This is a genomic window from Wolbachia endosymbiont of Zygogramma bicolorata, assembly GCF_051130665.1.
Lineage (GTDB): Bacteria > Pseudomonadota > Alphaproteobacteria > Rickettsiales > Anaplasmataceae > Wolbachia.
This window is the reverse complement of record NZ_CP149530.1, coordinates 402,882-428,800: the sequence shown is the minus strand read 5'-3', so window position 1 is coordinate 428,800 and position 25,919 is coordinate 402,882. Positions and strand designations below refer to the sequence as shown.

25 protein-coding genes, 1 tRNA gene and 1 pseudogene are annotated in these 25,919 nt (G+C 35.4%); 9 read left to right on the top strand and 18 right to left on the bottom strand.

The genetic code is table 11. The features are described from left to right. The first annotated feature begins 5 nt into the window (after positions 1-5). A complete protein-coding gene (locus WKH12_RS01980; RefSeq protein ID WP_182321100.1) occupies positions 6-704 on the top strand; it encodes an inositol monophosphatase family protein in 699 nt (232 codons plus the stop codon). Here the strand turns inward: WKH12_RS01980 and hemA are convergent. Further along, a complete protein-coding gene (gene hemA, locus WKH12_RS01975; protein WP_434732510.1) occupies positions 696-1,898 on the bottom strand; it encodes a 5-aminolevulinate synthase in 1,203 nt (400 codons plus the stop codon). The genes WKH12_RS01980 and hemA overlap by 9 nt on opposite strands. 44 nt (positions 1,899-1,942) lie before the next feature. On the opposite strand from hemA, the gene WKH12_RS01970 reads away from it, so the two are divergent. Continuing rightward, entirely contained in the window at positions 1,943-2,128 is a 186-nt protein-coding gene (locus WKH12_RS01970) for a hypothetical protein (protein ID WP_434732509.1), read from the top strand. Here WKH12_RS01970 and WKH12_RS01965 read toward each other — a convergent pair. From WKH12_RS01965 to WKH12_RS01955, 3 genes are all read right to left on the bottom strand, one after another. After that, positions 2,119-3,133, bottom strand: a protein-coding gene (locus WKH12_RS01965; RefSeq protein WP_434732061.1) for an IS630 family transposase whose coding sequence is annotated in 2 segments (ribosomal slippage) — positions 2,119-2,667 and positions 2,669-3,133 — 1,014 coding nt in all. Because the reading frame shifts where the segments join, the coding sequence is not laid out codon by codon here. The two genes, WKH12_RS01970 and WKH12_RS01965, sit on opposite strands and share 10 nt — an antisense overlap. A 31-nt stretch (positions 3,134-3,164) precedes the next feature. Next, complete coding sequence (locus tag WKH12_RS01960) at positions 3,165-4,325, bottom strand: TomO hydrophobic C-terminal domain-containing protein (protein WP_434732508.1); 1,161 nt, start codon at positions 4,323-4,325, stop codon at positions 3,165-3,167. Positions 4,326-4,351: 26 nt separating this feature from the next. Continuing rightward, complete coding sequence (locus WKH12_RS01955; RefSeq protein ID WP_434732507.1) at positions 4,352-5,437, bottom strand: lipase family protein; 1,086 nt, start codon at positions 5,435-5,437, stop codon at positions 4,352-4,354. Here WKH12_RS01955 and tnpC (WKH12_RS01950) point away from each other — a divergent pair. Then, a complete protein-coding gene (tnpC, locus tag WKH12_RS01950; RefSeq protein ID WP_434732010.1) occupies positions 5,420-6,775 on the top strand; it encodes an IS66 family transposase in 1,356 nt (451 codons plus the stop codon). The two genes, WKH12_RS01955 and tnpC (WKH12_RS01950), sit on opposite strands and share 18 nt — an antisense overlap. A gap of 4 nt (positions 6,776-6,779) precedes the next feature. Here the strand turns inward: tnpC (WKH12_RS01950) and WKH12_RS01945 are convergent, their stop codons facing one another. Together WKH12_RS01945 and WKH12_RS01940 are read right to left on the bottom strand one after the other, a co-directional pair. Further along, a complete protein-coding gene (locus WKH12_RS01945) occupies positions 6,780-7,124 on the bottom strand; it encodes a DUF6444 domain-containing protein (protein WP_434732506.1) in 345 nt (114 codons plus the stop codon). A gap of 242 nt (positions 7,125-7,366) precedes the next feature. Continuing rightward, positions 7,367-9,280 carry an ATP-dependent helicase gene (locus tag WKH12_RS01940; RefSeq protein WP_434732505.1) on the bottom strand — a complete coding sequence of 638 codons (1,914 nt, stop codon included), beginning with the start codon at positions 9,278-9,280 and terminating at the stop codon, positions 7,367-7,369. A 260-nt stretch (positions 9,281-9,540) separates the two neighbouring features. Between WKH12_RS01940 and WKH12_RS01935 the strand changes: the two genes are divergently transcribed. Next, positions 9,541-10,323: a leucine-rich repeat domain-containing protein gene (locus WKH12_RS01935; protein ID WP_434732504.1), complete on the top strand. Its 783-nt coding sequence runs from the start codon at positions 9,541-9,543 to the stop codon at positions 10,321-10,323. A gap of 32 nt (positions 10,324-10,355) precedes the next feature. Here the strand turns inward: WKH12_RS01935 and tnpC (WKH12_RS01930) are convergent, their stop codons facing one another. The 6 genes from tnpC (WKH12_RS01930) to WKH12_RS01905 all read right to left on the bottom strand — a co-directional run bounded on the left by tnpC (WKH12_RS01930) (position 10,356) and on the right by WKH12_RS01905 (position 16,609). Continuing rightward, the gene (gene tnpC / locus WKH12_RS01930; protein WP_434732295.1) at positions 10,356-11,711 is read right to left on the bottom strand and encodes an IS66 family transposase; all 1,356 of its coding nucleotides are present in this window, start codon (positions 11,709-11,711) and stop codon (positions 10,356-10,358) included. Between the two features lie 409 nt (positions 11,712-12,120). Next, positions 12,121-12,879, bottom strand: a complete 759-nt coding sequence (locus WKH12_RS01925; protein WP_434732503.1) for a cell division protein FtsQ/DivIB — start codon at positions 12,877-12,879, stop codon at positions 12,121-12,123. After that, positions 12,860-13,879 (bottom strand): D-alanine--D-alanine ligase, encoded by a 1,020-nt coding sequence (locus tag WKH12_RS01920; protein ID WP_434732502.1) that lies wholly within the window; start codon positions 13,877-13,879, stop codon positions 12,860-12,862. Before WKH12_RS01920 ends, WKH12_RS01925 begins: the two co-directional genes overlap by 20 nt. Positions 13,880-14,194: 315 nt before the next feature. Then, positions 14,195-15,691, bottom strand: a complete 1,497-nt coding sequence (locus WKH12_RS01915) for a hypothetical protein (protein ID WP_434732501.1) — start codon at positions 15,689-15,691, stop codon at positions 14,195-14,197. Between the two features lie 8 nt (positions 15,692-15,699). After that, on the bottom strand, positions 15,700-16,020 hold the full coding sequence (locus tag WKH12_RS01910; protein ID WP_434732500.1) for a hypothetical protein: 321 nt from the start codon (positions 16,018-16,020) through the stop codon (positions 15,700-15,702). A gap of 214 nt (positions 16,021-16,234) precedes the next feature. Beyond that, positions 16,235-16,609, bottom strand: coding sequence for a ferredoxin family protein (locus tag WKH12_RS01905; protein ID WP_010082601.1), 375 nt, complete (start codon positions 16,607-16,609; stop codon positions 16,235-16,237). Positions 16,610-16,670: 61 nt separating this feature from the next. Here WKH12_RS01905 and dprA point away from each other — a divergent pair, with 61 nt between their 5' ends. Next, positions 16,671-17,759 carry a DNA-processing protein DprA gene (dprA, locus tag WKH12_RS01900; protein WP_434732499.1) on the top strand — a complete coding sequence of 363 codons (1,089 nt, stop codon included), beginning with the start codon at positions 16,671-16,673 and terminating at the stop codon, positions 17,757-17,759. 352 nt (positions 17,760-18,111) lie between these two features. Here the strand turns inward: dprA and WKH12_RS01895 are convergent, their stop codons facing one another. Both WKH12_RS01895 and WKH12_RS01890 read right to left on the bottom strand, forming a co-directional pair. Further along, positions 18,112-18,837, bottom strand: a complete 726-nt coding sequence (locus tag WKH12_RS01895; RefSeq protein ID WP_434732498.1) for a triosephosphate isomerase — start codon at positions 18,835-18,837, stop codon at positions 18,112-18,114. A gap of 24 nt (positions 18,838-18,861) precedes the next feature. Then, positions 18,862-18,934 (bottom strand) — tRNA-Thr (locus WKH12_RS01890). 78 nt (positions 18,935-19,012) lie between these two features. On the opposite strand from WKH12_RS01890, the gene rsmA reads away from it, so the two are divergent. Continuing rightward, positions 19,013-19,831: a 16S rRNA (adenine(1518)-N(6)/adenine(1519)-N(6))-dimethyltransferase RsmA gene (gene rsmA, locus WKH12_RS01885; protein ID WP_434732681.1), complete on the top strand. Its 819-nt coding sequence runs from the start codon at positions 19,013-19,015 to the stop codon at positions 19,829-19,831. A gap of 31 nt (positions 19,832-19,862) precedes the next feature. Beyond that, a complete protein-coding gene (gene guaB, locus WKH12_RS01880; RefSeq protein WP_253309150.1) occupies positions 19,863-21,356 on the top strand; it encodes an IMP dehydrogenase in 1,494 nt (497 codons plus the stop codon). Positions 21,357-21,366: 10 nt separating this feature from the next. On the opposite strand, the gene fsa is transcribed toward guaB, so the two are convergent. From fsa to pstC, 4 genes are all read right to left on the bottom strand, one after another. Next, positions 21,367-22,008 carry a fructose-6-phosphate aldolase gene (fsa, locus tag WKH12_RS01875; protein WP_434732497.1) on the bottom strand — a complete coding sequence of 214 codons (642 nt, stop codon included), beginning with the start codon at positions 22,006-22,008 and terminating at the stop codon, positions 21,367-21,369. A 315-nt stretch (positions 22,009-22,323) separates the two neighbouring features. After that, the gene (locus WKH12_RS01870; protein ID WP_353275675.1) at positions 22,324-22,668 is read right to left on the bottom strand and encodes a F0F1 ATP synthase subunit epsilon; all 345 of its coding nucleotides are present in this window, start codon (positions 22,666-22,668) and stop codon (positions 22,324-22,326) included. Positions 22,669-22,680: 12 nt separating this feature from the next. Then, on the bottom strand, positions 22,681-24,108 hold the full coding sequence (atpD, locus tag WKH12_RS01865) for a F0F1 ATP synthase subunit beta (RefSeq protein ID WP_434732496.1): 1,428 nt from the start codon (positions 24,106-24,108) through the stop codon (positions 22,681-22,683). Between the two features lie 101 nt (positions 24,109-24,209). Next, positions 24,210-25,298, bottom strand: coding sequence for a phosphate ABC transporter permease subunit PstC (pstC, locus tag WKH12_RS01860; RefSeq protein ID WP_434732495.1), 1,089 nt, complete (start codon positions 25,296-25,298; stop codon positions 24,210-24,212). Between the two features lie 107 nt (positions 25,299-25,405). Between pstC and rpmH the strand changes: the two genes are divergently transcribed. After that, complete coding sequence (gene rpmH / locus WKH12_RS01855) at positions 25,406-25,540, top strand: 50S ribosomal protein L34 (protein WP_006279898.1); 135 nt, start codon at positions 25,406-25,408, stop codon at positions 25,538-25,540. 19 nt (positions 25,541-25,559) lie between these two features. Next, positions 25,560-25,880 (top strand): annotated as a pseudogene (gene rnpA / locus WKH12_RS01850) (ribonuclease P protein component); the annotation flags it as partial. Positions 25,881-25,919: the final 39 nt, after the last annotated feature.

Here is a 25,919-nt window from a genome sequence, read left to right as displayed (position 1 = left end):
GAAGAATGTCCATCTCATCACCACGAATTAATGTGATGCTTGATTCTGTGCGTAGTGCTTCCAGGCAGCTTATGCGCGATTTTAATGAATTGCAAATTTCTAATGTTAAATCAGCAGACTTCATTAATAAAACTTATTCAAAATCCAAGCAAACCATATACGATTGCTTGCACGACTACAAACGAGACTATGGGTTTATTTCCGAAGATGATACTGACCAAGAAATAAAAGATAACGGTTACACTTGGTTTATTATGCCTATAGAGGGCAGGGAGAACTTTTCTAGTTGCATGGTTTATTTTGCAGTATCAGTCTGTCTCATTCATAAAAATAAAGTTGTGGCAGCTGTAATTGATGCTCCGGCTCTTAGAGAAACTTTTTGGGCAGAAGAAAAGAAAGGTGCTTTTCTTGAGGATTTTAGATCTCGTCATATAAAAATGCGGGTGAAAAGCCGTGAAGGGGGTCTAATAGATGTAAGTGGTAATTTATTAAATAAATTGCTGCCTGGCAATAGTAATGTACGCTCCATCGGTTCAACAATTTTAGGCTTTGCGTACCTTGCAGCAGGAAGGCACAGAGGAGCAGTTTACTCTGGAGTTAACAAATATAAAGCCTTGCTCGGTAGACTTTTTCTGCAAGAAAGCGGTGGAAGGCTAACGGAAGACAACGGATTGATTATTGCTGGCGATATTAAATTAGGATAAACAGACTACAGAGATAGACAACTTTTCGAAAACTTTTATAAGAGATTCTGTTAAATGTTCTATCATTTCATCAGTATGATAAGGTGTAGGGGTAATACGGAAACGCTCAGTTCCTCTTGGCACTGTTGGATAATTTATATGTTGAACGTATATTCCATGCTCATCAAATAATAATTTTGATGCTCCTTTGGATAACTCTGGGTCGCCAATTATTATTGGAATTATATGAGTTTCTGTTGGAATGAAGTTAATTCCTGTATTTCTCAGTGAGTTTTTTACTTTTTCAACGACTTGCTTTTGCTTTTCCCTTTCAATGTTGCTCGATTTTAGGTGTTCAACGCTTGCCTTTGCTGCCGCTGCTAAAACAGGCGACATAGCAGTGGTGAAAATAAATCCTGGAGCGGAACTTCTTATTACATCTACCAAGCTCTTTGAAGACGCTATATACCCACCCATCACTCCAAAAGCCTTCGATAGTGTACCTTGAATGACGGTTATTCTATCCACCAGGCCTTCTCTTTCTGCAATTCCGCCACCATGTGAACCATACATGCCAACTGCGTGCACCTCATCCAAATAGGTGATTGCATTATGTTGATCTGCAAGATCACATATCGCTTCAAGCGGCGCTATATCGCCATCCATTGAATATACGGATTCAAGTGCTATTATCTTTGGTGTTTTTGTGTCTACGGACTTTAACAACTGCTCTAAGTGATCAACATCATTGTGTTTAAATATATGTTTTGGTCTTTTTCCTGATTTTATGCCTTCTATCATTGAAGAATGGTTCTTCTCGTCTGAAAAAATTACTACATTTGGAATAATAGACGATAAAGTGCTAAGTGTTGTCTGGTTAGCAAGGTAGCCACAAGCAAAAGTTAAAGCAGCCTCTTTTTTATGCAAACAAGCTAAGGATTTTTCCAGTTCGATAACCTCTTTTGTTGTACCAGATATATTTCTTGTTCCCCCCGCACCAATTGATGAATTTTGAATAGCGGCAATAACTTTCTCATTTTGTGACATTCCTAAATAGTTATTACTGCACCAGACTATTACTTCCCTATTTCTTTCATAGTCCATAATGTGGGGGAGCCTACCTGGCAATGACGCAAAGTGCGTAAATTCACGGTAGCGCCCCTCATCTTTTATATCTTTGATTTTGTTTAAGAATATTTCTTCGTAGTTTACCAAGTTTTCATTCGCTAATAATTAATATAATTATAATAAATTATTAAATGGTAAACTACAATATTTATTCTTCAACTTACTGTTATTCAACAAGCTTTCCGTTAGCTACAGGTTCAACATTACTACCCTTAAATGAACTTGAAGGTCTGTTACAGCAATATATGATTACAGCAGCAACTAAACAACAAGCTCCAACTGCTATTCCCACTGCTAATACCAAATCTCATAAATAAGCAGGCAAATAACTCACAGAACAAATGGTTTTGATCGAACTTTCCGTAATATTACGAATGAATGCACATACAGTATCCTCCAATAAACTAACAGAGTCATATATTCTATTTTTAATGAGATTGTCTTTCAAATATTGCCATAAACGCTCTACTGGATTTAACTCTGGTGAATATGGAGGTAAATAGATTAAGGTAATATTTTGTGGTATTTTTAAACCTTTGGATCTATGCCATCCTGCACAATCCACAACAAGAAATGCCTCCCTTGTTCCTAAATATTGTGACATCTGCTCAAGGAATATATTCATACAATCAGTATTGACGTTTGGTACGAATAAGCTAGAACTCTCTCGATTTCTAGGATTAACTGCACTATAGAGATAAAAGTTTTGCCTACCTAATTTTACCTTAACCTGTGTCCTAATGCCTTTTTTAAACCACCCGTGTCCAATCTTTGAATGTGTGCCAAACCGCGACTCATCGAAGAAAAATAGCTCTTTTTCGGGATACGTGACAATAGTTTCATTAAGATTTTTTTTTAAACTCTTCTTGTTTATTTTTATCCTGTTTATTGTGCACAGGCCTTGGAGTAATATACGAAAAACCTAACTTTTGCATCAGTCTATGTGCTGTAGACTTACTTACCTCAATAGAAAACATTTTCTCAATTATGATTTTTAATTTCTTAGCCGTTAGGTTGGCTCCTTCTTCTGCTATGACATTTTTAATTTCTTCTTGCTGCTTGTAGCTCAACTTCGGCTTTACTCCACGTCCTGGTTGTATTTTAAACGCATTGACTCCTCCTTCCTTAAATCTTGTAATCCACTTCATCAATGTAGTTCTAGTAATTCGGTATATTTGAGCAACTTTTGTTATTCCATATTCTTTTGCAGATATTATTGCCTGTAATCTTCTTCCTATCTCTCCTCTTATGCCGTGCTTCTTTAATTCCAGGTTACACTTATTATATAATTCTTCTCCTATTGCTTTACTTTTTCCTGCCATAACTCCCCACTAATTCTTAAATTATTCTATTTTAGAAATTTTTCTTTATTCCTCTATTTATTTTTAGGAATTGGTATAACATCTCTAGGCAAACTACAATAGCCGCTCCCGAAGCAACTCCAGCTAGTGCTAGTGCAGAAGCAGCTATAACAGGCAGCTTACTAATTTTTGTACTTTGTGGGTGCGTTTCAACATCGTTATCTTCAACAACTACGTTATTAGAATTACCGATGACAATAATCTGCGGACCTTGTGAATCACCTTTACCTGTAGGTTGATCATTACCCTCTTTACTATCTGTTGTAGTTACCACAGGCTCTTCATTGTCAGTAATATCTTCAGTTGTAGACACATCGCCAGCATTTGAAGAGGTGCTGCTATGCTCATCACTGCTTGAGAGACTAGCATTATCATCCAAGGTGTTTGTATCGTTAAATAAAGTTTCTGGTTGTGGATTATCTTCACTTTCACGCTGGTGATTATCCTCCTCATCACTTGAGGAATCTGGCGTATCACTTGTTTGTAGTGTTATGTATTCAGTAGACTGATTAGCAAGAGTACCTGTAGTATCACTAACATCTTTACTTGAAGAATCTAGCTCATCACTTACTGATGGTGCATGATCATTTTGAATTACAAGCCATTCACTAAGAAGTTTCACAATCTCTCTGAGTTTGCCTCCTTGTTTACTTTTCTCCTCGCCCTCTAAACTAGCAACTTTTGTCTTGGCTTTGCTTAATGCTTCCCGTAAAGCAAATTCAGCAGATGCAGTTATATAAATTTTTTTCTGTCCCACTATAAGTTTTACTGTCTCAAGATCAACACTCTCAAGAACATTACAAAGAATTTCTTCTATGGCCTTTCCTTGGTTAGTTTGAATCCTAGAAAACGGAAACAATTCCTTAATTTCTTTAAGTTTGCTTTCTTGTTGATTCTTTTCCTCGCCCTGCAAACCATTAATTTCTGCCTCGGCCTCATTTATCGTTTCTCGAAGAGTAAAAAGTTCTCTCAAACTGGTCGACCTTTCATTACTTTGTGTCTTTTTTTTAGGACGGAAAAAATTAGAAAGTCTTTTCTGAACCGACCCCTTTTTACTTTGTCTCTCCTCTTTAGAGTTGGTCGACTTGTCAGCATCAGGAGTTTCTATTCCCGAATTGGTCAAAATATTAACATCGGAAAGTCCTCCTCCCAAACTGACTGACTTCTTTTTACTTTGTTTTAAATGGACCTGATTGAACCCATAGTAGGTACTCCTAGACGGGTGTTACTAGGTTTAGGATTGTTCAAATACTTGTTAAAATATTCTACACGTTCAACCACAGTCTTTTCACCTTCTTCAAGATTATTCGGACTGCCAATATCAAAAATTTCCCCCGAATTGACCCAGTTTTCAAACGATTCTACCAAACTAGTCTTATCCCTTTTGTTTTGTTCCCTCAAATTGATCGTCGATCCTCCTTTAGAATTAGTCAAATTGTCAATATTAGGAAGTCCTCCTCCCAAACTGACTGACTTTTCACTTTGTTCTTTAAATTTGGTCATTACACCCTCCTTATTATAATTGCCTCTGGGCTTCTTTATTGAAGCCCTTATGTCACCCATAATACCATTTCTTCTATCTTTGTCAAGAAATTTATCATTTCTATTGCTGAGCTCAGAATATCTATTAATTATTTCAGAGAATGAAGCATTCTTATGTTGATCTTTCACTCGTTCAAAATATTGTTTATCGCTACTTGAATGGGTGCTTGGAATAAGACAACTGGGTACAGTTAGTACATCATACACTTCCCTAGCAGTCCGGGAAAGGATGTAGCATGTTGCAGATGTATTATTATCCGACTTAAAATTTTTTGGCTTTATTTTTAAAATAAGATCATGATAAACTTCCAATTTGTGGTCATGTAGCGCCGGCACGGAATGTCTTCCTATTTTTAATTGTTTGCCTACATGTTTATAGCCCATAAAATTAGGTGGTAATGAAGGTATGGAATCTGATCGATCAACTACTCTAATAGTCTTTCTTCCGAAGAGCTCATTACAGACTTTAGCAGCATTACGGTTAAAAACCCTTGGTGCACCAAAAGTTGCAATATGCAAATCTTTTGCATCCTCTGTTACACTTAAACATAGAGCAGCTATGTTAGTGACAGCACCTCCCATGCTGTGACCTGTAAGATTAATTTTTAAATCTCTGATTTCTAGTAACCGTTCACGGAGATAAGGTGGTTTACAAAGTAAGTATAAAAGTGTAAAGAGATAGGAAGCTAAATATGGAATGGGTAAATGACAACAGTGCTGCAAGAAAAGGTTGTAGCAGAAAACGCTAATCTCAAGGAAGAAATAAAAGCACTGATCAGAGAAAATGATAGCTTGAAAGCAAAAATAGTTGAATTAGAAGACAAATTGGGCTTAAATTCGCAAAATTCATCGCTGCCACCATCACGAGATATATATCGTAAGAAAGCAAAAAAGAAAAGTGATAAAAAACCAGGAGGTCAGCCAGGACATAAGGTGCATAAGCGTGAATTAATGGCTGCAGACGAGGTAGTGAGATGCACAATTGATACAATTTGTATGTGTGGAGGTAAGATTACTTTAGAAGATGAAATTATTCATCAGAAGGCAGAGTTGCCAGAAATTAAGCCAATTGTAACTGAGTACAGGTTGCAAAGAGGACATTGTAGAGTATGTAATAAAAGAATTACAGCAAATTTACCCGAAGGTGTTGCAAGAGATTTTCTAGGACCCAATGCTAAAACAGTTATAAGCAGCCTTAGCGGCTTTTTTATTAACTCAAAAAGAGAGGTACAGCAAATTTTGGGCAGTATTTTTAATCTAAATATAAGCCTTGGTTTAGTCTCAAATACTGAACGCAGGGTATCGAAGAAGTGTGCATCTGAATATGAGAAAATGAAGGAAGAGTTGCAAGGAAGCGAGTATTTGCATATAGACGAAACAGGGCACAGAAATCAAGGAAAGAGAGGCTGGAGTTGGGTAATAACAAACAAAGCGTTGACACTTCTGAAGGTAAGCGAGTCTCGTGGTAAGAAGGTGTTGAAGAGTTTACTGCCAGAATATGATGGTATATTTGTGAGCGATAGATACGCTGTATACAATTACTTCAATCGTGAAAATAGACAGATATGTTGGGCACATCTGGCAAGAGATTTTGAGAGATTTGCCCATAGTAAAAATGTTGAAGTGAGCAAAATTGGCCAAGCACTAAAATCGCTCAGCAATAAGGTGTTTGTAGTAGATAAGGCAAAAAAACAAAATTTGATAGATAATTTGAGATTTTATCGACTGGTGCGAAAAATTCGGAAAAGGGTAAAACATTTTTTACGTAAAATGACGAGGGTTGCAAATAGCACTCAAGCTTCAAGAATGGCCGCTAAGATGTTACGATCTGAGGATATGATGTGGAAGTTTTTAAGAAAACCTGAAGTGATAGAAACAACTAATAACCTTGCAGAACGGCAAATTAGACGGTACGTAATTTATCGTAAAAACAGCTTTTTCACCTGGTCAGAACGTGGAGAAAGATTCGTGGAAAGAATGTTGTCGATATTTTTGACATCACGTCTCAATGGCCAGAACCCCTTTCAAAAGCTACAGAATCTAGTAGCTGTCACTGCTTAGTTCTTTAATTCATTCTCACAATCCGTGAACGGTTACAAGTAATCTTACCTCCACACATACAAATTGTATCAATTGTGCATCTCACTACCTCGTCTGCAGCCATTAATTCACGCTTATGCACCTTATGTCCTGGCTGACCTCCTGGTTTTTTATCACTTTTCTTTTTTGCTTTCTTACGATATATATCTCGTGATGGTGGCAGCGATGAATTTTGCGAATTTAAGCCCAATTTGTCTTCTAATTCAACTATTTTTGCTTTCAAGCTATCATTTTCTCTGATCAGTGCTTTTATTTCTTCCTTGAGATTAGCGTTTTCTGCTACAACCTTTTCTTGCAGCACTGTTGTCATTTACCCATTCCATATTTAGCTTCCTATCTCTCTACACTTTTATACTTACTTTGTAAACCACCTTATCTCCGTGAACGGTTACGTCAGTTTAGCTATAGGCAGCAATTTTCTGTATTTATTTTAAATTGAAGAAAGCTCAAATGAAAGATCATGTTTTGCTAAAAATCACAGAATGCAGTCTGGTTACACATATAGTTGAAGTAATTCAGATTTGTAAGATATGTTTATCTGCAGTTATAGCTTCAACAGTAGGCGTTACTCTTGATTACCTCAACATTTTCTCTTGGCAATTCTTTAATGAACCGAGAAGTGCGCATCGGTTGCCACTGGTTGTTAATTTCCCTCCTATCTGCACATGAAATGATTAACCTTTCCTTTGCCCTGGTTATGCCAACATATGCAAGTCTCCTTTCTTCTTCTAAAGCTTTACCACTTTTATCTTCAAAAGATCTTTGATGAGGAAATAATCCCGCTTCCCAACCAGGTAGAAACACGCACGGGAATTCAAGTCCTTTGGCTGCATGAAGAGTCATAACATATACGGTGTCATCGTTATTCATATTATCCACTTCCATCACTAGACTTATATGCTCCAAGAAAGTTGTGGCATTATCGAAATTTTTTAAAGATGAGATGAGCTCCTTGACATTTTCTATTCGTGCTAAGCCTGTTACCTCCTCATTTTCAAGCATTTCAATATACCCTGATTGGTTTGCTACGATTTTAACGAATTCATGCAGTGGTTTTACGCTTACTATTTCTTCCCAAGCTTTAATTTTATTTAAAAAATCATTTAGTGAGAGTTTAATTCTTTCGGTTACTTGATTACTATTAACTAATATTTTTGCTGCCTCAAAAAAAGAAATTTTGTTATCCTGAGCAGTCGTGTATATTTTCTTTAGAGTTGTAGCTCCTATGCTTCTTTTTGGCCGGTTTACGATCCTTTCAAAAGCTAAGTCATCGTTATTGTTTGTAACAAGTCTTAAATATGCAATTATATCCCTGACTTCCTGACGTTCGTAGAATTTTACGCCACTTATAATCTTGTAGGGAATTGAATATTTTATAAAATACTCTTCGAGAACTCTAGTTTGAAAAGTGGCCCTTACCAGCACTGCAATGTCACTAAATCTGTATTTATTGAGCTTTAATATCTGTTCGCTTATGAACCTTGCTTCAGCTTTTCCGTCCCATAATTTTATTAGATTTACCTTTTCCCCTTCAATGTTTGTTGTCCACAATTTTTTTTCTAGCCGAGTTTTATTGTGATTGATAACATATGACGCAGTTGCAAGTATGTGAGATGTTGATCTATAGTTACACTCTAGTTTGACAGTTTTTGCATTTTTAAAATCATCAGAAAATTTTAAAATGTTTTCAACTTCTGCACCACGCCAACTATATATTGACTGATCGTCATCTCCCACACAGCAAATATTTGAGTGCTTTTTTGCAAGGTATTTTAGCCAAAGATATTGTATTGCATTTGTATCTTGATACTCATCTACCATGACATACTTAAACTTGTTTTGGTAGTAGGACAGAACTTCGGTCTTTTGATTAAAGAGTTGTATGTTATATAGCAATAAGTCACCAAAATCGACAGAGTTAAGGAATTTTAACCTTTCCTGATACTGGTGATAGACTTTGAGTGCAGTTACGTACACTGGCCTAAATGATTGAACGTCTTCCACTTCAGATGGCAGTAAACACTTCTCTTTCCATTGCTGAATAATATTCATAATGGTCTTACATTTTTCTGATAGGTAATCAGGGCTGATTTCATTCATGATGTTTTTTATTACCTGTAATTGGTCATCCACACCAATAATTGTAAAATTGGAATTTAGCCCCACGACTTCAGCATGATGACGTAGAATTTTTGCTGCAATTGCATGGAAAGTGCCAAGCCATGGTATGTTTGTGCCTGTTAGCTCAAGTACCCTTGATACCATCTCATTTGCTGCTTTGTTTGTGAATGTAACAGCTAATATTTCATCAGAATAAGCGTGACCGTTTCTAATTATGTGCGCTATTCTTGAAGTGATCGTTCTTGTTTTTCCGGTTCCGGCTCCTGCCAATATTAAAACCGGTCCATCTATGTTAGTTACAGCTAATTGTTGTTCTGGATTTAGCAGTGAGAGATAATCGTTCATTTGCAGCCCTATAGATTATAACTTCGTAAAGTTAAACCTATGATCGAAATATTGTAAAGGTTTTATTGAATAGAACAGTTAAAGAATGTCCTAGGTGTATGGTCCCACCATACCAATTTATTGTACTAATTCTAGTATAACCTGCCGGGACAATCTATTTCAGTTCCAATACCTTACATTATAAGGATACAAGTCAATAATTGACAATCACTGAGATACAGGCTAAAATGTTTATATGATAATTCTTGTGAGGAGGAAAAATGGATTTTGACAAATATATTAAAGGCAATGCACTTTTTATACATGGATGTGTTGCTGTAGATATAGTGGTTAAAGAGCTAGTAAGGTTTTTACAAAATGAAACACACATTACAGAACTTGGTCTAGAATGGTGTAAAATTGATGATGAAGATGCAAAAGAGTTAGCTAAGCTTACACATCTTACTTCACTTGATTTATCCATGAACAACATTAGTGATAAAGGTGCAAAAGCTTTAGCTAGTCTTACCAGTCTGACTAGACTTAACTTATTGAGTAACAATATTAGTGTTGAAGGTGCAAAAGCTTTAGCCAATGGCAAGCTTGAAAATCTCAAGCAGCTTAACTTAGAAAACAACAATATTGGTGATGAAGGTGCAAAAGCTTTAGCCAATGGTAAGCTTGAAAATCTCAAGCAGCTTAATTTAAAAAACAACAATATTGGTGATGAAGGTGCAAAAGCTCTAGCTAACGGTAATCTTACAAGTCTTGAATGGCTTAAATTATCATGTAACAAAATTGGTGGTAAAGGTGCAAAAGCTTTAGCTAATGGTAAGCTTGAAAATCTTAAATATCTTGATTTAACGCAAAATAATATTGGTGCTTCTGAAGGTGCAAAAGGGTTGGCTGAAGGTAATCTTATCAATCTTGTTCAACTTAATTTAACCCGGAATAAGATTGGTAAAAAGGGCGCAAAAGTTTTAGCCAATGGTAAGTTTGAAAATCTCGAGCAGTTTAACTTAGAAAACAACAATATTGGTGATGAAGGTGCAAAAGCTTTGTAACCGTTCACGGATTGTGAGAATGAATTAAAGAACTAAGCAGTGACAGCTACTAGATTCTGTAGCTTTTGAAAGGGGTTCTGGCCATTGAGACGTGATGTCAAAAATATCGACAACATTCTTTCCACGAATCTTTCTCCACGTTCTGACCAGGTGAAAAAGCTGTTTTTACGATAAATTACGTACCGTCTAATTTGCCGTTCTGCAAGGTTATTAGTTGTTTCTATCACTTCAGGTTTTCTTAAAAACTTCCACATCATATCCTCAGATCGTAACATCTTAGCGGCCATTCTTGAAGCTTGAGTGCTATTTGCAACCCTCGTCATTTTACGTAAAAAATGTTTTACCCTTTTCCGAATTTTTCGCACCAGTCGATAAAATCTCAAATTATCTATCAAATTTTGTTTTTTTGCCTTATCTACTACAAACACCTTATTGCTGAGCGATTTTAGTGCTTGGCCAATTTTGCTCACTTCAACATTTTTACTATGGGCAAATCTCTCAAAATCTCTTGCCAGATGTGCCCAACATATCTGTCTATTTTCACGATTGAAGTAATTGTATACAGCGTATCTATCGCTCACAAATATACCATCATATTCTGGCAGTAAACTCTTCAACACCTTCTTACCACGAGACTCGCTTACCTTCAGAAGTGTCAACGCTTTGTTTGTTATTACCCAACTCCAGCCTCTCTTTCCTTGATTTCTGTGCCCTGTTTCGTCTATATGCAAATACTCGCTTCCTTGCAACTCTTCCTTCATTTTCTCATATTCAGATGCACACTTCTTCGATACCCTGCGTTCAGTATTTGAGACTAAACCAAGGCTTATATTTAGATTAAAAATACTGCCCAAAATTTGCTGTACCTCTCTTTTTGAGTTAATAAAAAAGCCGCTAAGGCTGCTTATAACTGTTTTAGCATTGGGTCCTAGAAAATCTCTTGCAACACCTTCGGGTAAATTTGCTGTAATTCTTTTATTACATACTCTACAATGTCCTCTTTGCAACCTGTACTCAGTTACAATTGGCTTAATTTCTGGCAACTCTGCCTTCTGATGAATAATTTCATCTTCTAAAGTAATCTTACCTCCACACATACAAATTGTATCAATTGTGCATCTCACTACCTCGTCTGCAGCCATTAATTCACGCTTATGCATCTTATGTCCTGGCTGACCTCCTGGTTTTTTATCACTTTTCTTTTTTGCTTTCTTACGATATATATCTCGTGATGGTGGCAGCGATGAATTTTGCGAATTTAAGCCCAATTTGTCTTCTAATTCAACTATTTTTGCTTTCAAGCTATCATTTTCTCTGATCAGTGCTTTTATTTCTTCCTTGAGATTAGCGTTTTCTGCTACAACCTTTTCTTGCAGCACTGTTGTCATTTACCCATTCCATATTTAGCTTCCTATCTCTTTACACTTTTATACTTACTTTGTAAACCACCTTATCTCCGTGAACGGTTACAATTTCTTAGCATTTAGCTAAGGGTCTGTTGCAGTTTAAAAGTCGCTAAATTGCAGCGTTTAAGACTTAAAAAATGCCAAATACTGAAAATAGACAATGACCAGGGCTTCTTTTGCCTTTTTTTTCGTTTGGTGAATTTCTTAAATATTTATGGCTAAACGACAACCGTCATCCCGCTACTTGTTAGCGGCTGAGATACCGTGACGGTATGACGTAGGACTGCTGTCATCTCGCTACTTGTTAGCGGCTAAGAGATACCGCGGCGGTATGACGGTTCGCGGCAGCATGACGATAAGCTCGTCATCCCGCTACTTGGATGACAGCAGATCACCTCTTCACAAAAATTTTATCAGTAATACGCATATCAATAATACTCCAATCGCTGAAAGTAAAATCAGTTGTATTGTGTAAGTGGTTTAAATAGTCCCATGCACTAGAAGGGTTATCTTCAGGCAGTTTCACTGTGGAATCGTTATCAAGTATGATATTCCATCTTCTATTCCCTATATAAGCAAAAGAAGAAATGTGGTCACTTAATTGAGTTTTACTCTCTAGCACATCTCTAACAAATTTTAGGTTTGATAACGAGTTTTGTCCTGTAATTACAACAAGATCATCTACTGGATAGTCATCTACGATCACTTTGCCTTCGAAATCAATTACCGAGGTTTTGTTATTATCTTTCCAGAGAGCAAACGGTTTATGCTCATCTATATTAATATGTAGGGTATTGGGCAAAATTCTGTGAACTCTTACGTATTTTATCCATCTGCTTACGGATTGTATGCTACCGGCAAGTTTTGAAAGTGATATATACAGGATAGGTTGCGTTCTATCTGTCAAACTTAGAATGTCCTTTTTGTTTGTAAATTTGTTGCCGCTCACGACTACTTCATCGATTGAAAATCCATTGCTGAGTAATAAACTGGATAGGCACTCATTACACCAAGTAAAGTAGTAATTAAATCGATTTATTATTTTATCAAGTGAACTATAAAGTACTAATGTAAAAAAAAGCGCAGTTATAATAACGAAAGCGCACTTGCGCAAAAAACTCCTTTGGCTTCTAGTAATACTGCTCAACATGACTTAAATCCCTAATATTTTTGTGCCGCAAACTATCTTCAATAATAATTTTAACTAATTCATTAAAATTGATTCCTTTTGCCAATTTTGCAATTTCTGGCACTAACGATAACTCAGTAAAGCCAGGATGTGTATTAATCTCAAGCATTTTTAAAGTGTTATTTTTGGGATTATAACGGAAATCTGAGCGGGAAATAGTTTTACAGCCTAAAAATTGATGAATTTTCAGTGCGTGTTCCAAGGTCATTTTATATATATTGTCAGGAATTTCAGCAGGAAATATATGTTCTGCAAATCCATCTGTATACTTTGCTTCATAATCATAGAATTTATTTTTTGGTCGTATTTCCATAGTGCCAATTGCTTCATCTAGCAATACAGCAGTATGTAACTCTATTCCTGGGACATATTCTTCTATGATCATCAAGTCTCTTGTCATAGAGGTAGCTGACACTGGTTCTTTTTTCTGGATTCCAGTGTCAGCTACTTGAATGACATCAAGTATGATAGCGTCATTTTTAAATTTTAAATGGTCTTCATATGAGGAAACAATATGCACTCCGATGCTAGAACCTTCGTTAATTGGTTTTAAGACGTACGGATAATCGATTTTAATATTATTTTTTAGTAGATCTTCTTGGCTAATTACATAACCTTTTGGAGTGTCGATACTAAGGGATCGAAATATATGCTTTGACATCACTTTATTCATAGCAACAGCAGAAGCCATAACTCCTGAGTGTGTATATTTTATACCTAAGATTTCCAATAAACCTTGAATGCAACCATCTTCACCATAAGGTCCATGCAGAGCGATAAAAGTAAGGCCCGGATTAATCTTTTTAAGCTTTTCAACAATGTTGCTGTCAACATCTATTTCTATTGCATTATATGAAAGGCTATCAAGTGCCTTCTTTACTGCTTTTCCGCTCATAAGCGACACTTCTCTCTCACAAGAAAACCCACCACTTAAAATTGCTATAGTTGGAATCATAGGCATTCTATGTTTTGCTATATAGCATATAGAAGATACTTTTATCTTCAATAAAAACCTGCTTCTATAGCTAAAAATTTATCAATGAATTAATATTAACTTAGTATTAAATAATGTTAAAAACTTGATAATATGATTACTTTCAGCAATAAAAACTAAAGGTTGTGAGAACCGTTCATTTTGGAATCTGTATACCTAGCCTTTACTCCTCAAAAGATTATAAACAGGTTCTCACGACTATAATTCATCTGGCGGGTTGATCAGATAACATCTTGCTCCCTCTAACCCTTTTTCCTGATTAATTTTTGCTAGCGCTACTTGCTAGCCTATTAAGTGATAATCATGATTATAATCATCTAGCGGGTGATCAGTAGTTGTTATAACATCTTGTTGATCAGATTCCTTTAATTCTTTTTCCTGTTTCTCCTGATTAATTGTTGTTTTAGGTCTCTCTTCTGTATTTAACTCTCCTTGATTATCGTCTAATCCAATGTTTTTTAATTCTTCTGCTACATCTCTTATAAATTCGCCTCTTGGGAAAGAAGTGCCGTAATTTTTCTCATTATACAAATTTAGAGTAACATAAATCATTGTTGTCAAATCATTAGCTATAGACTCACTGTGATAATGGTATTCGTGATAATCCGCGGTAATAGAATCATAATCATCGTCAGACAAATTTGCTAAGTTGTTATATGTAAAGCCTTTAACAGTATGATCTGTGTTCATATCTAAACCATATCTCTCTTGATAGGCATGAAAAATATAATTAGCGTATTTTTCGATCGTAAGGAGATCTTTCTCATCTAATTGATCGTAATGTATTTCATACTTAAATTTTGTTCCTTCAATATTGATTGCTTTTGAGTTTGGTAATACTGTTTCTGGACTGATTTCTTCTTGGCGACTTTTTTCCTCATCTAGCTTGATTTTTTCTTCTTCTCCTGAGCCTGAAGGTTCTATTTTTTTTGGCTCTTCTTGATTAATTGTTGTTTCAGGTTTCTCCGCTGTATTTGACTCTTCTTGATTATCGTCTAATCTAATGGCTTTTAATTCTTTTTCTACATCTCTTATAAACGTGTATTTGTCTTCTAGGTAAGGAGTACCGTGATTTTCCCTATTATACAAATTTAGAGTAAGATAAATCACGTCTGTCAACTTATGAGCTATAGACTCACTTTTATAATGGTAGTGGTGACCATATGCGTTTGCATAAGCACCGTGACGCAAATCTGTTAAGTTGTTATATGTAAAGCCTTTAAAAGTATGATCTGTGTTGATATCTAAACCATATCTCTCTTGGTAGGCATGAAAAATATAATTAGCGTATTTTTCAATCGTAAGGAGATCTTTCTCGTCTAGTTGGTCGTAATGTATTTCATACTTAAATTTTGTTCCTTCAATATTGATTGTTTTTGAGTTTGGTAATACTGTTTCTGGACTGATTTCTTCTTGGCGACTTTTTTCCTCATCTAGCTTGATTTTTTCTTCTCCTCCTGAACCTGAAGGTTCTATTCTTTTTGGCTCTTCTTGATTAATTGTTGTTTCAGGTTTCTCCCCTGTATTTGACTCTTCTTGATTAATTGTTTGATGCTTTTCTGGACTGATTTCTTCTTGGCGACTTTTTTCCTCATCTACCTTGATTTTTTCTTCTTCTGAGCCTGAAAGTTCTATTTTTTTTGACTCTTCTTGATTGTCGTCTAATCTAATAGCTTTTAATTCTTTTTCTACATCTATTGTAAAATTGCCTTTTGGGATAGGAATATTACGACTTTGTTTATTATAGAAATTTAGAGTAATATAAATCATTTTTGTCAAATCATGAGCTACAGACCCACTTTTATGAGGGTAGTGGTGAACATTCGCAGTTCATAAGAATTGTTATGCCCTGGACGTGCATTACGCAAATCTGTTAAGCTGTTATATATAAAGCCTTTAAAAGTATGATCTGTGTTGATATCTAAACCATATTTCTCTTGGTAGGCATGGAAAATATGATTAGCGTATTTTTCAATCATAAGAAGATCTTTCTCATCTAATTGATCGTAATGTATTTCATACTTGAAATTTGTTCCTTCAATATTGATTGTTTTTGAGTTTGGTAATACTACTTTATGCTTTATACTCTCTTTAGCGTGATTTTCCATTTTGATGCCTCTAAATTTTATAATACTGTCATCCTACTAAAAGTTATATAATAATTCGTTAATTCTATATTTAACATAATCTTTCGTTGTTTCCAAGTAGATTATTATTAATCTAATATTAAATATTACTAAAAACCTAAATAATGCGACCATTTTCAATAACCAAAGACAAACAGGATAAGATATAAAAGAAGTTTCTTCCTCTTCAACAGTATTACTCTAAATTTTCATCAAAATAAGCTGTTTTATCCTTTTTTTCCTTATACTCTTCTGCAGTATAGAGAGGTTGCTTTTTAGCTGTAATGTTTGGCCATTTTTGTGAGTATTCTACATTTATATCGTAAAATAACTTGAAAGTTTTTTGTTCGCTGCTCAGTAATTCTTCATCTAATTCTAAAATATCTTTTATGGAATCATCAGTTACAATTGCATCTACTGGACACTCAGGTATGCACACTCCGCAATCAATACATTCATCTGGGTTAATCACGAGCATGTTTTTACCTTCATAGAAGCAGTCAACGGGACATACTTCCACACAGTCCGTATATTTACATTTTATGCATTTATCTGTAACAAAATGCGTCATAAAACACTGTATATTTGCATTATCTTGGGTACACTAAATTGATAAGAAATTCAAGCCTTTTATGAAGATAAATAAATTGAACAACAAAGAATTAGAAGTATGGTTAAGCTTGGCTAGAACTATAGGACCAATAAAGTTTTTTAGTATACTAAGAACACATGGATCGCTAGATGAGGTGCTAAAATATCTCAATAGGGTGGCTAATAATAAGGTGTATGGCATTCAAGATGCACGAGAAGAAATCAATAATGCAGAAAGAATTGGAGCTAAAATTATACCCGCATGTGACCCAGATTACCCTGATCTTTTAAGAAATATCTCTAGTTGTCCTCCTATAATAACTGCGTTTGGTAATATATCATTATTAAGCCGTGAGATAATTGCAATAATCGGTGGGCGCAACTCTTCGATGAATGGAAGAAATTTTGCCAGTAAACTAGCACTTGATTTAAGCGAAGCTGGTTTTGTTATCGTTTCTGGACTTGCAAAAGGAATCGATACTGCAGCAAACAGTGTAATATACAAAAATCATCCCACTATTGCTGTTACAGCAAGCGGAATTGATGTGGTGTATCCAAAAGAGAATTTTGATCTATACAAAAAAATCACTGGGAACGGTGGTTTAGTAATTACTGAGCTTCCATTTGCTACTAAACCAAAGCCTCAGTATTTTCCTCAAAGGAATCGAATTATATCTGGTCTATCGCTGGGTGTTGTAGTGATTGAAGCATCGAAACGTTCTGGCTCTCTAATAACAGCAGATTTTGCTTTAAATCAAGGGAGAGAGGTATTTGCAGTTTCTGGTTTCCCTTTAGATTCATGCTGTAGTGGTAGTAATTATTTAATTAAAAACGGTGCTAAGCTTATCGAGTCCGCTGATGACATAATAGAAAGTGTTAGGTTTAGTTTACCTCCGCAGCAAAAAAACCTATTTAATGTTGAGCACTATGCTGTTAACCAAAAACAAGAAAAATTACAACAGGCAAAATCTGTTATAGTTGATCATATTAACTCTGTACCTGTTGATATAGATGAACTTATATTAGCAAGCGGACTTTCTGCCAACATAGCTCTAATGGCTCTTTTAGAACTAGAGTTGGAAAACAAAATAGAGCGTTCACCGGGGAATAAAATATCGTTAATTTTCTAGATTACTTTAGCTATAAGCCCACAACCGTACGAACATTGTGATTTGAGTCCACCAAGAAAGATGTCATTCCAGCGCGTGACGCTGGAATCCAGCCTTTATTATGCAGCCACTTGGTTGAAATTAAGTCTTCTGGATCCAAGTAGTCTGGGCACTGGGATGACACCGTCTTGGATGGAAATCAGTGTCAGCTACTTAGATGACACCACCTTTGTATGGAAACCAGTGTCACTCTGACAACCGTCATCTCGCTACGTGTTAGCGGATACCGTGACGTTATGACGAGGGAGTACGCGTTAGCGGAATCTGCTGAGACGCCCGTGATAGCCCTATTCCTATAGTGAGTAATTCCCTTTTATCTACTTTTAGAATTGATAAGAGAAAACTTGTTTTCAACTTGTTGTATGATTTTATAAAAGTGATCGAAATCTAAGCTTGCACTGCCAATTAAAACTCCTGGTAAATTTGAAATATTTAACAAATTTTCTATATTTTCTGAACTGACTGAACCACCATATGTAATGTGTTTTTTACCAGTACACAATTTTATTACCTCTATCACCTCAGCAATTGCATCATTATTTGGCACATGACCTGTGCCTATTGCCCATATTGGCTCATATGCTACGGTATATTCACCGTGTGTTGGCAAACGGTTTTTGCATTGATATTCTATTACTTCTTTTGTTTTTTCATTCTTATAATCTTCTGAATTTTCACCTACACAGATAATTGGGTGTAAGCCTGATTCTATTGCTATTTCCGACTTAAGTTTTATTTCACTATCTGTTTCGTTAGCCCTTTCAGAATGCCCAAGTATTACGTAAGTACACCCTAATTCCTTTAACATTTCTGCGCTAATTTCACCTGTGTAAGAACCAGATTTTTTATAATGGCAATTCTGTGCTCCTATATTAATATTATCGCTCAACTCTATACTGTCTGAAAATGCGGTAAATGGTGGACAAATCACTAGTCTAGAAGTAATCTCATTGTTCTTGTTATTAAGTTTGCCTATAAAGTCAACAAATGAAGACCGTGTTCCATTCATCTTCCAATTTGCTACTATTAAAAAGGACATCAACTTTACTTATATGGGCGAGAGTGCCGGCTGTCGGACTTGAACTGACAACCTACTGATTACAAGTCAGTTGCTCTACCAATTGAGCTAAGCCGGCGTTAAACACATTAATAATATACAATTATCAATGGATTTTAGTCAACTGATTTTTAAAATACTGTATAATGAAAATAATATGAGAAAATTTTTACTGAAGCCAAAAAAGAGTCTAGGGCAAAATTTTATTTTATCGAGTGAGATAACAAAAAAAATCGTCGCTTTAGCCGGTAGTCTAGAGAATTTTAATGTCATTGAAATTGGTCCTGGATATGGTGCATTAACAAGAGAAATATTGGTGCATAATCCAAAGTCTCTACTTTCTATAGAAAAAGATAGAGATTTAGTAAAACACCATGACCAACTGCTAAATGAGCATCAAGGAAAGTATAGAATTATAGAAGCGGATGCACTGCATGTTATAGAAGAAGAGCTGATAGAGCGCCCAGTCAAAGTTATTGCTAACTTGCCTTACAATATCTCGGTAGTGTTATTTTTAAAGTGGTTAAATAATATAAAATTTTTTACGAGTTTGACATTAATGTTTCAAAAAGAGGTAGCAGATCGCATTACGGCAAGACCCAATTCTAAAGATTATGGTTCCTTATCAGTGCTAAGCCAGTTACTATGTGATATAAAAAAGGAATTTGATATTGAACCTAAAGAGTTTTTTCCAAGACCAAAAATACATTCTTCAGTAATTACAGTAAATCCTTTGCCTACCCCAAAGTTTGCAGTAAATTTGGAAACCTTAACAAGATTAACACGTGCCGTTTTTGCTCAAAGAAGAAAGATGCTGAGAAATAGCTTGCAAAATATAACGAACCACGCTGAAACTGTCCTTGAAAACGCTAAATTGAGTGGAAACGAACGTCCAGAAAACTTAACCATTGAGCAGTTTTGTTTGCTGGCAAATAATGTAGAATGCTTATTTTGCAAAAGCCCTATTGCAATTTAATTAATTGGCGTATAAGCTTTAAATAAAGCCTATGAAAAAAATGGAAGCTTGTTATTCGTTTGACGATATACTTCTTTTGCCAGCCTATTCTAATATATTGCCTTGCGATGCAGATACAAAAACTTATTTAACAAATAATATAGAACTAAATATCCCTCTCATATCCTCTGCAATGGATACTGTTACTGAATCGGGCTTTGCAATAGCTATTGCCCAACATGGAGGGATAGGTTGCATACATAAGAATTTATCAATAGATGAACAAGTTTTAGAAGTAAGAAGGGTGAAAAAATATGAAAGTTGGATCGTGTATAACCCAATTACGATTTCACCGGATAAAACAGTTGCGGAAGCAATTTCATTAATGAGAGAGCACAATTATTCTGGCATTCCTGTAGTCGATCAACTCAAGTTAGTTGGAATTTTAACTAACCGAGATGTGAGGTTTATTGAAGACCAGAACATGAATGTAAAAGTTTCCGAAGTGATGACAAAAGATAAGTTAGTGACAGTGCGGGAGCAGGGAGTGAATAGTGCCTCAGCAATGAAATTGTTGCATGAAAATAGAATAGAAAAGCTTTTGGTCGTAGATGAAAATTCTTGTTGTATAGGTTTAATTACGGTTAAAGACATTGAAAAATACAATAGATACCCAAATTCATGTAAAGACAGTAAAGGGCGGCTCAGAGTTGCCGCTGCAATTGGCACTGGTAAAAAAGATGGTATAGAAAGATGTGAAGCTTTGATCGGAGAAGAAGTTGATGTAGTTGTTGTGGATACTGCTCACGGTCATTCCGAAAACGTTATCAATACCATTAGGGAAATAAAAAAGATGTATCCTAATACGCAATTAATTGGCGGAAACATTGCAACAAAGGAGGCTGCTGAAGCGTTGATTGATGCGGGTGTTGATGCAGTGAAGGTCGGAATAGGACCAGGATCAATCTGTACAACCAGAATAGTTACAGGTGTTGGTGTGCCACAATTCTCTGCAATCAAGAATGTTGCAGAGACGTGTAGAGCAAGAAACGTCAGACTAATTGCTGATGGTGGGGTAAAATACTCAGGAGATGTTGCAAAAGCTATTGCAGCTGGTGCTGACTCTGTGATGATTGGTTCGATTTTTGCTGGCACTGACGAAAGCCCAGGTGAGATTATCATGTATAAGGGCAGAGCATATAAAGGCTATCGAGGAATGGGATCTATTAGTGCAATGAAACGAGGTTCAGCTAGCCGTTATTTTCAAGATAAAGATTCAAAACTAAAATTAGTTCCACAAGGAGTGGAAGGAAGAGTTCCATTCAAAGGTCCAGCTTCAGGAGTAATCCATCAGTTGATTGGCGGATTGCAAGCTGCAATGGGGTATACTGGTAATAGGAATATAGAAGAGATGAAAAAAAATTGTAAATTTGTTACTATTACTGCATCAGGATTAAGAGAGAGTCATGCTCATGATGTAGTCATTACACAAGAAGCTCCAAATTACGCTTATCAAGCGTCCAATTTGTCAACCGATTCAGAGTAGTGACCGTTTATTATTTTGCACCCCAGTCTTTTTCAAATATTGCTAGCCCTTGGTTAGTAAGTGGGTGATTAATTAATTGTCTAAGTACTTTTGCTGGCACAGTAATTGAATCAGCACCAAGCCTTGCAGCTTCTATTACATGTGCTGGGCTTCTCACTGATGCAACAAGAACTTTAGTATCAAAACCGTAATTAGAATATATAGTACATATATCTTCTATTAGCGATAAGCCATCATAGCTTATATCATCAAGGCGACCAACAAAGGGAGAAATAAAACAAGCACCGGCCTTAGCGGCAAGCAGTGCTTGTCCAGGAGAAAAACATAATGTGACGTTAACAGGTATTTTATGCTCTGTCCACAACTTTTTACAAGAAATTAATCCTTCATATGTAAGGGGCAATTTTACCACAACATTATCAGCGATTTTCGCTAACTTAAGGCCTTCTTTAACCATATCTGCATGGTTATTTGCAACAACTTCAACACTAACAGGCCCCTTGATAATAGAGCATATTTCACGCACTAAATCCTCGTATTTATCTTTACGCCCGGACTTTGCTATTAAAGAAGGATTAGTTGTTATGCCGTCAATGAACTCCTTTAGTTCTTTAATTTCATTTAAATCAACGCTATCAAGAAAAATTTCCATATTAATCTCCCATAAAAAAAATACCCTTGCAAAATCTTGTCATCCAAACGCCCTTCTTTGTCATCCAAGTAGCTGACACTGGGATCCATCTTTTTTTTATTATGAACATTATATGCTCCTAGAATCTATTACCCATTGTATAATTTACAAATATTTTTACACCTAGATCCCAGTGTCACGCACTGGGATGACAAAGATGAATACTGGGATGATAGGGAAGAGAATACTGAATGACAGAAAAAAAAGCACTTGGATGACAAAAGTTGGGCTACTTGGATGACAAGAAAGTGATAACCGACTTTTTGCCTAAAATAACTAAGAAAGAAATTTCTCATCAAGATAACTTAAATATATACTAATTCTCTTATTTTTAAACGATTTCTCATCATGAATTGCACGATCAAAAACCTGAATTTGACTTGTTATAATGCTACAATTATTATTTGCAACTTCTAATACGCCACTATCAATTACAACCTTCTTTTCTGTTTGGTTACTCATTTTAATAGTAATCATACCAGGCAATAAATAAATTAAGTAAGGAGCATGGTGAGCTAAAATCATAAGCTCCCCTTCGAGCCCAGTTACTGAAAGAGAAACCACTCCACTGAATGAAATTTGATCATCAGGAGAGAAAAATTGCACTTTAAAAGTATTCATAATCTTTAACTTTTATTTAGCTTCAGCTTGTATTAATTCAGCCTTTTTTATTGCTTCATCTATATTCCCTACCATATAAAAAGCAGCCTCTGGTAAGTAATCATATTTACCTTCAACAATCTCTTTAAAACTGGAAACAGTATCAGAAAGTGAAACAAATTTACCAGGCATACCAGTAAATATTTCTGCAACGTGAAAAGGTTGAGAAAGAAATTTCTGAATCTTACGAGCCCTATCAACAATAATTTTATCTTCATCAGATAGCTCATCCATACCAAGTATTGCGATAATATCCTGCAGTGATTTATAAGTTTGCAATATACGTTTCACCTCAGAAGCTACCTTATAATGTTCTTCACCAATGATTTCAGCAGATAAAGACTGAGAAGTTGAATCAAGTGGATCAACAGCAGGGTATATTCCCATTTCAGCTATTTGCCTTGACAACACTGTGGTGGCATCAAGATGAGAGAATGTAGTTGCTGGGGCTGGATCAGTTAAATCGTCCGCAGGAACATATATAGCTTGCACAGAAGTAATAGAGCCAGAAGTTGTTGAAGCTATTCTTTCTTGCATTGCACCCATATCAGTTGCAAGGGTTGGCTGATAACCAACAGCTGACGGTATTCTTCCAAGTAAAGCAGAAATTTCAGAACCAGCTTGTGTAAAACGGAAGATATTATCCACAAAAAATAGAACATCTTGGTTTTCACGGTCACGAAAATACTCTGCCATAGTAAGTGCTGTTAAAGCAACTCTAGCCCTTGCTCCAGGAGGCTCATTCATCTGACCATAAACCAAAACAGCTTGAGATTTTTCATGCTCATTTATATTTATTACATTTGAAGTGATCATCTCGTGATAAAGATCGTTACCTTCACGCGTTCTCTCCCCTACCCCGGCAAACACAGAAAATCCTTTATGAGCTTTTGCTATATTATTAATTAATTCCATTATCAGGACTGTTTTACCAACACCGGCTCCACCAAATAAGCCAATTTTTCCTCCTTTAAGATAAGGTGCAAGAAGATCTATAACTTTTATTCCCGTAACTAAAACTTCTTCCTGTATTCTCTGTTCAGTAAAACTTGGAGGTGCTCTATGTATAGGCTCTAAGTTATATTTTCCCTTCAGTGGACCACACTCATCTATAAGCTCTCCAACAACATTAAAAATCCTTCCTAAAGTTGAACGCCCAACCGGAACTGATATTGGTGCGCCTGTATCAACAAATTCATCCCCCCTTGACATGCCATCTGTGCTATCCATAGCAATACAACGAACTATATTGTCACCTATATGCTGCGAAACTTCTAAAACCAGCTCCTTATCCTTATATTTTAGTTTGCTTTTTAAAGCATTAAATATTTTAGGCAATTCACCTTCAAATTTTATATCAACAACTGCTTGAGTTACCTTAATCGCTCTACCTATATTCATCTCTTTATTTTTATCACCCAACACTATAATTCCATAAAAGAACTTCTAAAGAAAATAAATCTTATATTATTAATAGAAATTTTGCAACATTAAAACGCTTACTAGTTACGCTTCATTACAAACAATGCAAATGCATTTAATAGCCAAGTAATAATAAACAATACTAAACTAAGCGCATAAGCAGCAAGAGTTTGTACACTATTGAAATCCTGATCTCCGGTAAGTAATGTAGCGATCTGCACGGTAATGGTAGTAACTGAATTAAGAGGGTTAAAAGTCAAATTTGCGTTGATTCCCACAGCCATTAGCACAATCATTGTTTCACCTATCACTCTTGAAATTGACAATAAAATTGCACTTAAAATTGTAGGCATTGCATAAGGTATTGTTATATGCCATATAGTTTCCGCTGGAGTTGCGCCAAGTGCCATGAAGCCATAACGCAAGCTTTTTGGAACAGATCTTATGGCATCTTCGAGTAAAGAAATAATAAAAGGAAGAATCATTATCCCAATCGATAAACCGGCAACTAAGGCACTTTCTGAGTGTATACTTAAACCAAAAAAATTTGCTACCTGCTTTATAAAGAAAGACAAGAACACAACCGCAAAATATCCATATACAACCGTAGGAATAGCAGATAAAACTTGCAAAGTTGTATTAACAATATAACGCACTTTCTCACTCGCATATTCACTAATATATATTGCAGAAAATAAACCAAGCGGAACGACAACTAACATTGCTATAATAGTTATAAGTAATGTACCTACTAAAAGCGGCGCTATACCAAAACATCCTATCTTCTCTTCATTGACAGTGACTACATTGTGGCCCCATTTCAAGCAAAACAAGAATTCTGAAATAGCTACTTTATTAAAAAAATTAATGGATTGAATAAAAATAGATAGCATTATAAATAAAGTGATAAAAAATGATATGGCCAAAGCCACAAATAACGAAAGTTTTATTATCTTATTTCTTTTATTTTTAAAGATAAAAGCAAGCATGAAAAAAAGTAATGCTATAGAAATAAAAGTTACAAAACAATTATTATAGAGTACTAACAACCAAGTTAGCATCCATACACAACTAAGATATAGATAAGATTTAACCTTATTTACTTCTTGAAACCTACTAAAACAAAATAAAAGGATTAGTAGGACAGGTATGACTATCACCGAATTCATTTTCCCATGCATCAAATTTTATTCTACGAAAATGTCATACAAGTTCACCATCATTTGACAATAAAGTAAAACAATTTAAAATAAATAATTATATTAACATAAAAACAATGAAGAGAACATTTCAACCAAAAAATTTGATAAGAAAGCGCAGACATGGATTTCGTTCACGTATGGCAACAAGAGCTGGAAGAAAAATCCTTAATAGGCGCCGTTCATTAGGGTGTAACAAATTATGCGCATAGTAAGTATAAAAAAAAAGATTTTTCCTTTGCTTTCAAAAATAAGTTAGCACTCAGCAGTCTTTTTTATCGTGGGCTTTATATATCACTGTACGCCATAAAAGAAAGAGAACCTGAAAAGTACACTCATACTATTAGAGTAGGTCTGGCTATCAGTAAAAAAGCCGGAAAAGCAGCAAAAAGAAATAAAATAAAAAGGCAATTACGAATGCTTGCTAAAATTAGCATTTTAAATATAAGCAATATAGGGCACTACTACATAATACTAACTCATAGAAACATTATGCAAGCAAATTATAAAAACTTACAAAAAGATCTAATACCAATTCCTAAAAATAAATAGAGGAATAAAGAAAAATTTCTAAAATAGAATAATTTAAGA

Bases quoted from the DNA above. Each gene is read 5' to 3' on its own strand.
- WKH12_RS01980 (WP_182321100.1), top strand. From the start codon at position 6: ATGTCCATCTCATCACCACGAATTAATGTGATGCTTGATTCTGTGCGT.
- WKH12_RS01970 (WP_434732509.1), top strand. From the start codon at position 1,943: ATGGTAAACTACAATATTTATTCTTCAACTTACTGTTATTCAACAAGC.
- tnpC (WP_434732010.1), top strand. From the start codon at position 5,420: ATGACAACAGTGCTGCAAGAAAAGGTTGTAGCAGAAAACGCTAATCTC.
- WKH12_RS01945 (WP_434732506.1), bottom strand. From the start codon at position 7,124: ATGACAACAGTGCTGCAAGAAAAGGTTGTAGCAGAAAACGCTAATCTC.
- WKH12_RS01940 (WP_434732505.1), bottom strand. From the start codon at position 9,280: ATGAACGATTATCTCTCACTGCTAAATCCAGAACAACAATTAGCTGTA.
- WKH12_RS01935 (WP_434732504.1), top strand. From the start codon at position 9,541: ATGGATTTTGACAAATATATTAAAGGCAATGCACTTTTTATACATGGA.
- tnpC (WP_434732295.1), bottom strand. From the start codon at position 11,711: ATGACAACAGTGCTGCAAGAAAAGGTTGTAGCAGAAAACGCTAATCTC.
- WKH12_RS01925 (WP_434732503.1), bottom strand. From the start codon at position 12,879: ATGTTGAGCAGTATTACTAGAAGCCAAAGGAGTTTTTTGCGCAAGTGC.
- WKH12_RS01920 (WP_434732502.1), bottom strand. From the start codon at position 13,879: ATGCCTATGATTCCAACTATAGCAATTTTAAGTGGTGGGTTTTCTTGT.
- WKH12_RS01910 (WP_434732500.1), bottom strand. From the start codon at position 16,020: ATGGAAAATCACGCTAAAGAGAGTATAAAGCATAAAGTAGTATTACCA.
- WKH12_RS01905 (WP_010082601.1), bottom strand. From the start codon at position 16,609: ATGACGCATTTTGTTACAGATAAATGCATAAAATGTAAATATACGGAC.
- dprA (WP_434732499.1), top strand. From the start codon at position 16,671: ATGAAGATAAATAAATTGAACAACAAAGAATTAGAAGTATGGTTAAGC.
- WKH12_RS01895 (WP_434732498.1), bottom strand. From the start codon at position 18,837: ATGTCCTTTTTAATAGTAGCAAATTGGAAGATGAATGGAACACGGTCT.
- rsmA (WP_434732681.1), top strand. From the start codon at position 19,013: ATGAGAAAATTTTTACTGAAGCCAAAAAAGAGTCTAGGGCAAAATTTT.
- guaB (WP_253309150.1), top strand. From the start codon at position 19,863: ATGAAAAAAATGGAAGCTTGTTATTCGTTTGACGATATACTTCTTTTG.
- fsa (WP_434732497.1), bottom strand. From the start codon at position 22,008: ATGGAAATTTTTCTTGATAGCGTTGATTTAAATGAAATTAAAGAACTA.
- WKH12_RS01870 (WP_353275675.1), bottom strand. From the start codon at position 22,668: ATGAATACTTTTAAAGTGCAATTTTTCTCTCCTGATGATCAAATTTCA.
- atpD (WP_434732496.1), bottom strand. From the start codon at position 24,108: ATGAATATAGGTAGAGCGATTAAGGTAACTCAAGCAGTTGTTGATATA.
- pstC (WP_434732495.1), bottom strand. From the start codon at position 25,298: ATGAATTCGGTGATAGTCATACCTGTCCTACTAATCCTTTTATTTTGT.
- rpmH (WP_006279898.1), top strand. From the start codon at position 25,406: ATGAAGAGAACATTTCAACCAAAAAATTTGATAAGAAAGCGCAGACAT.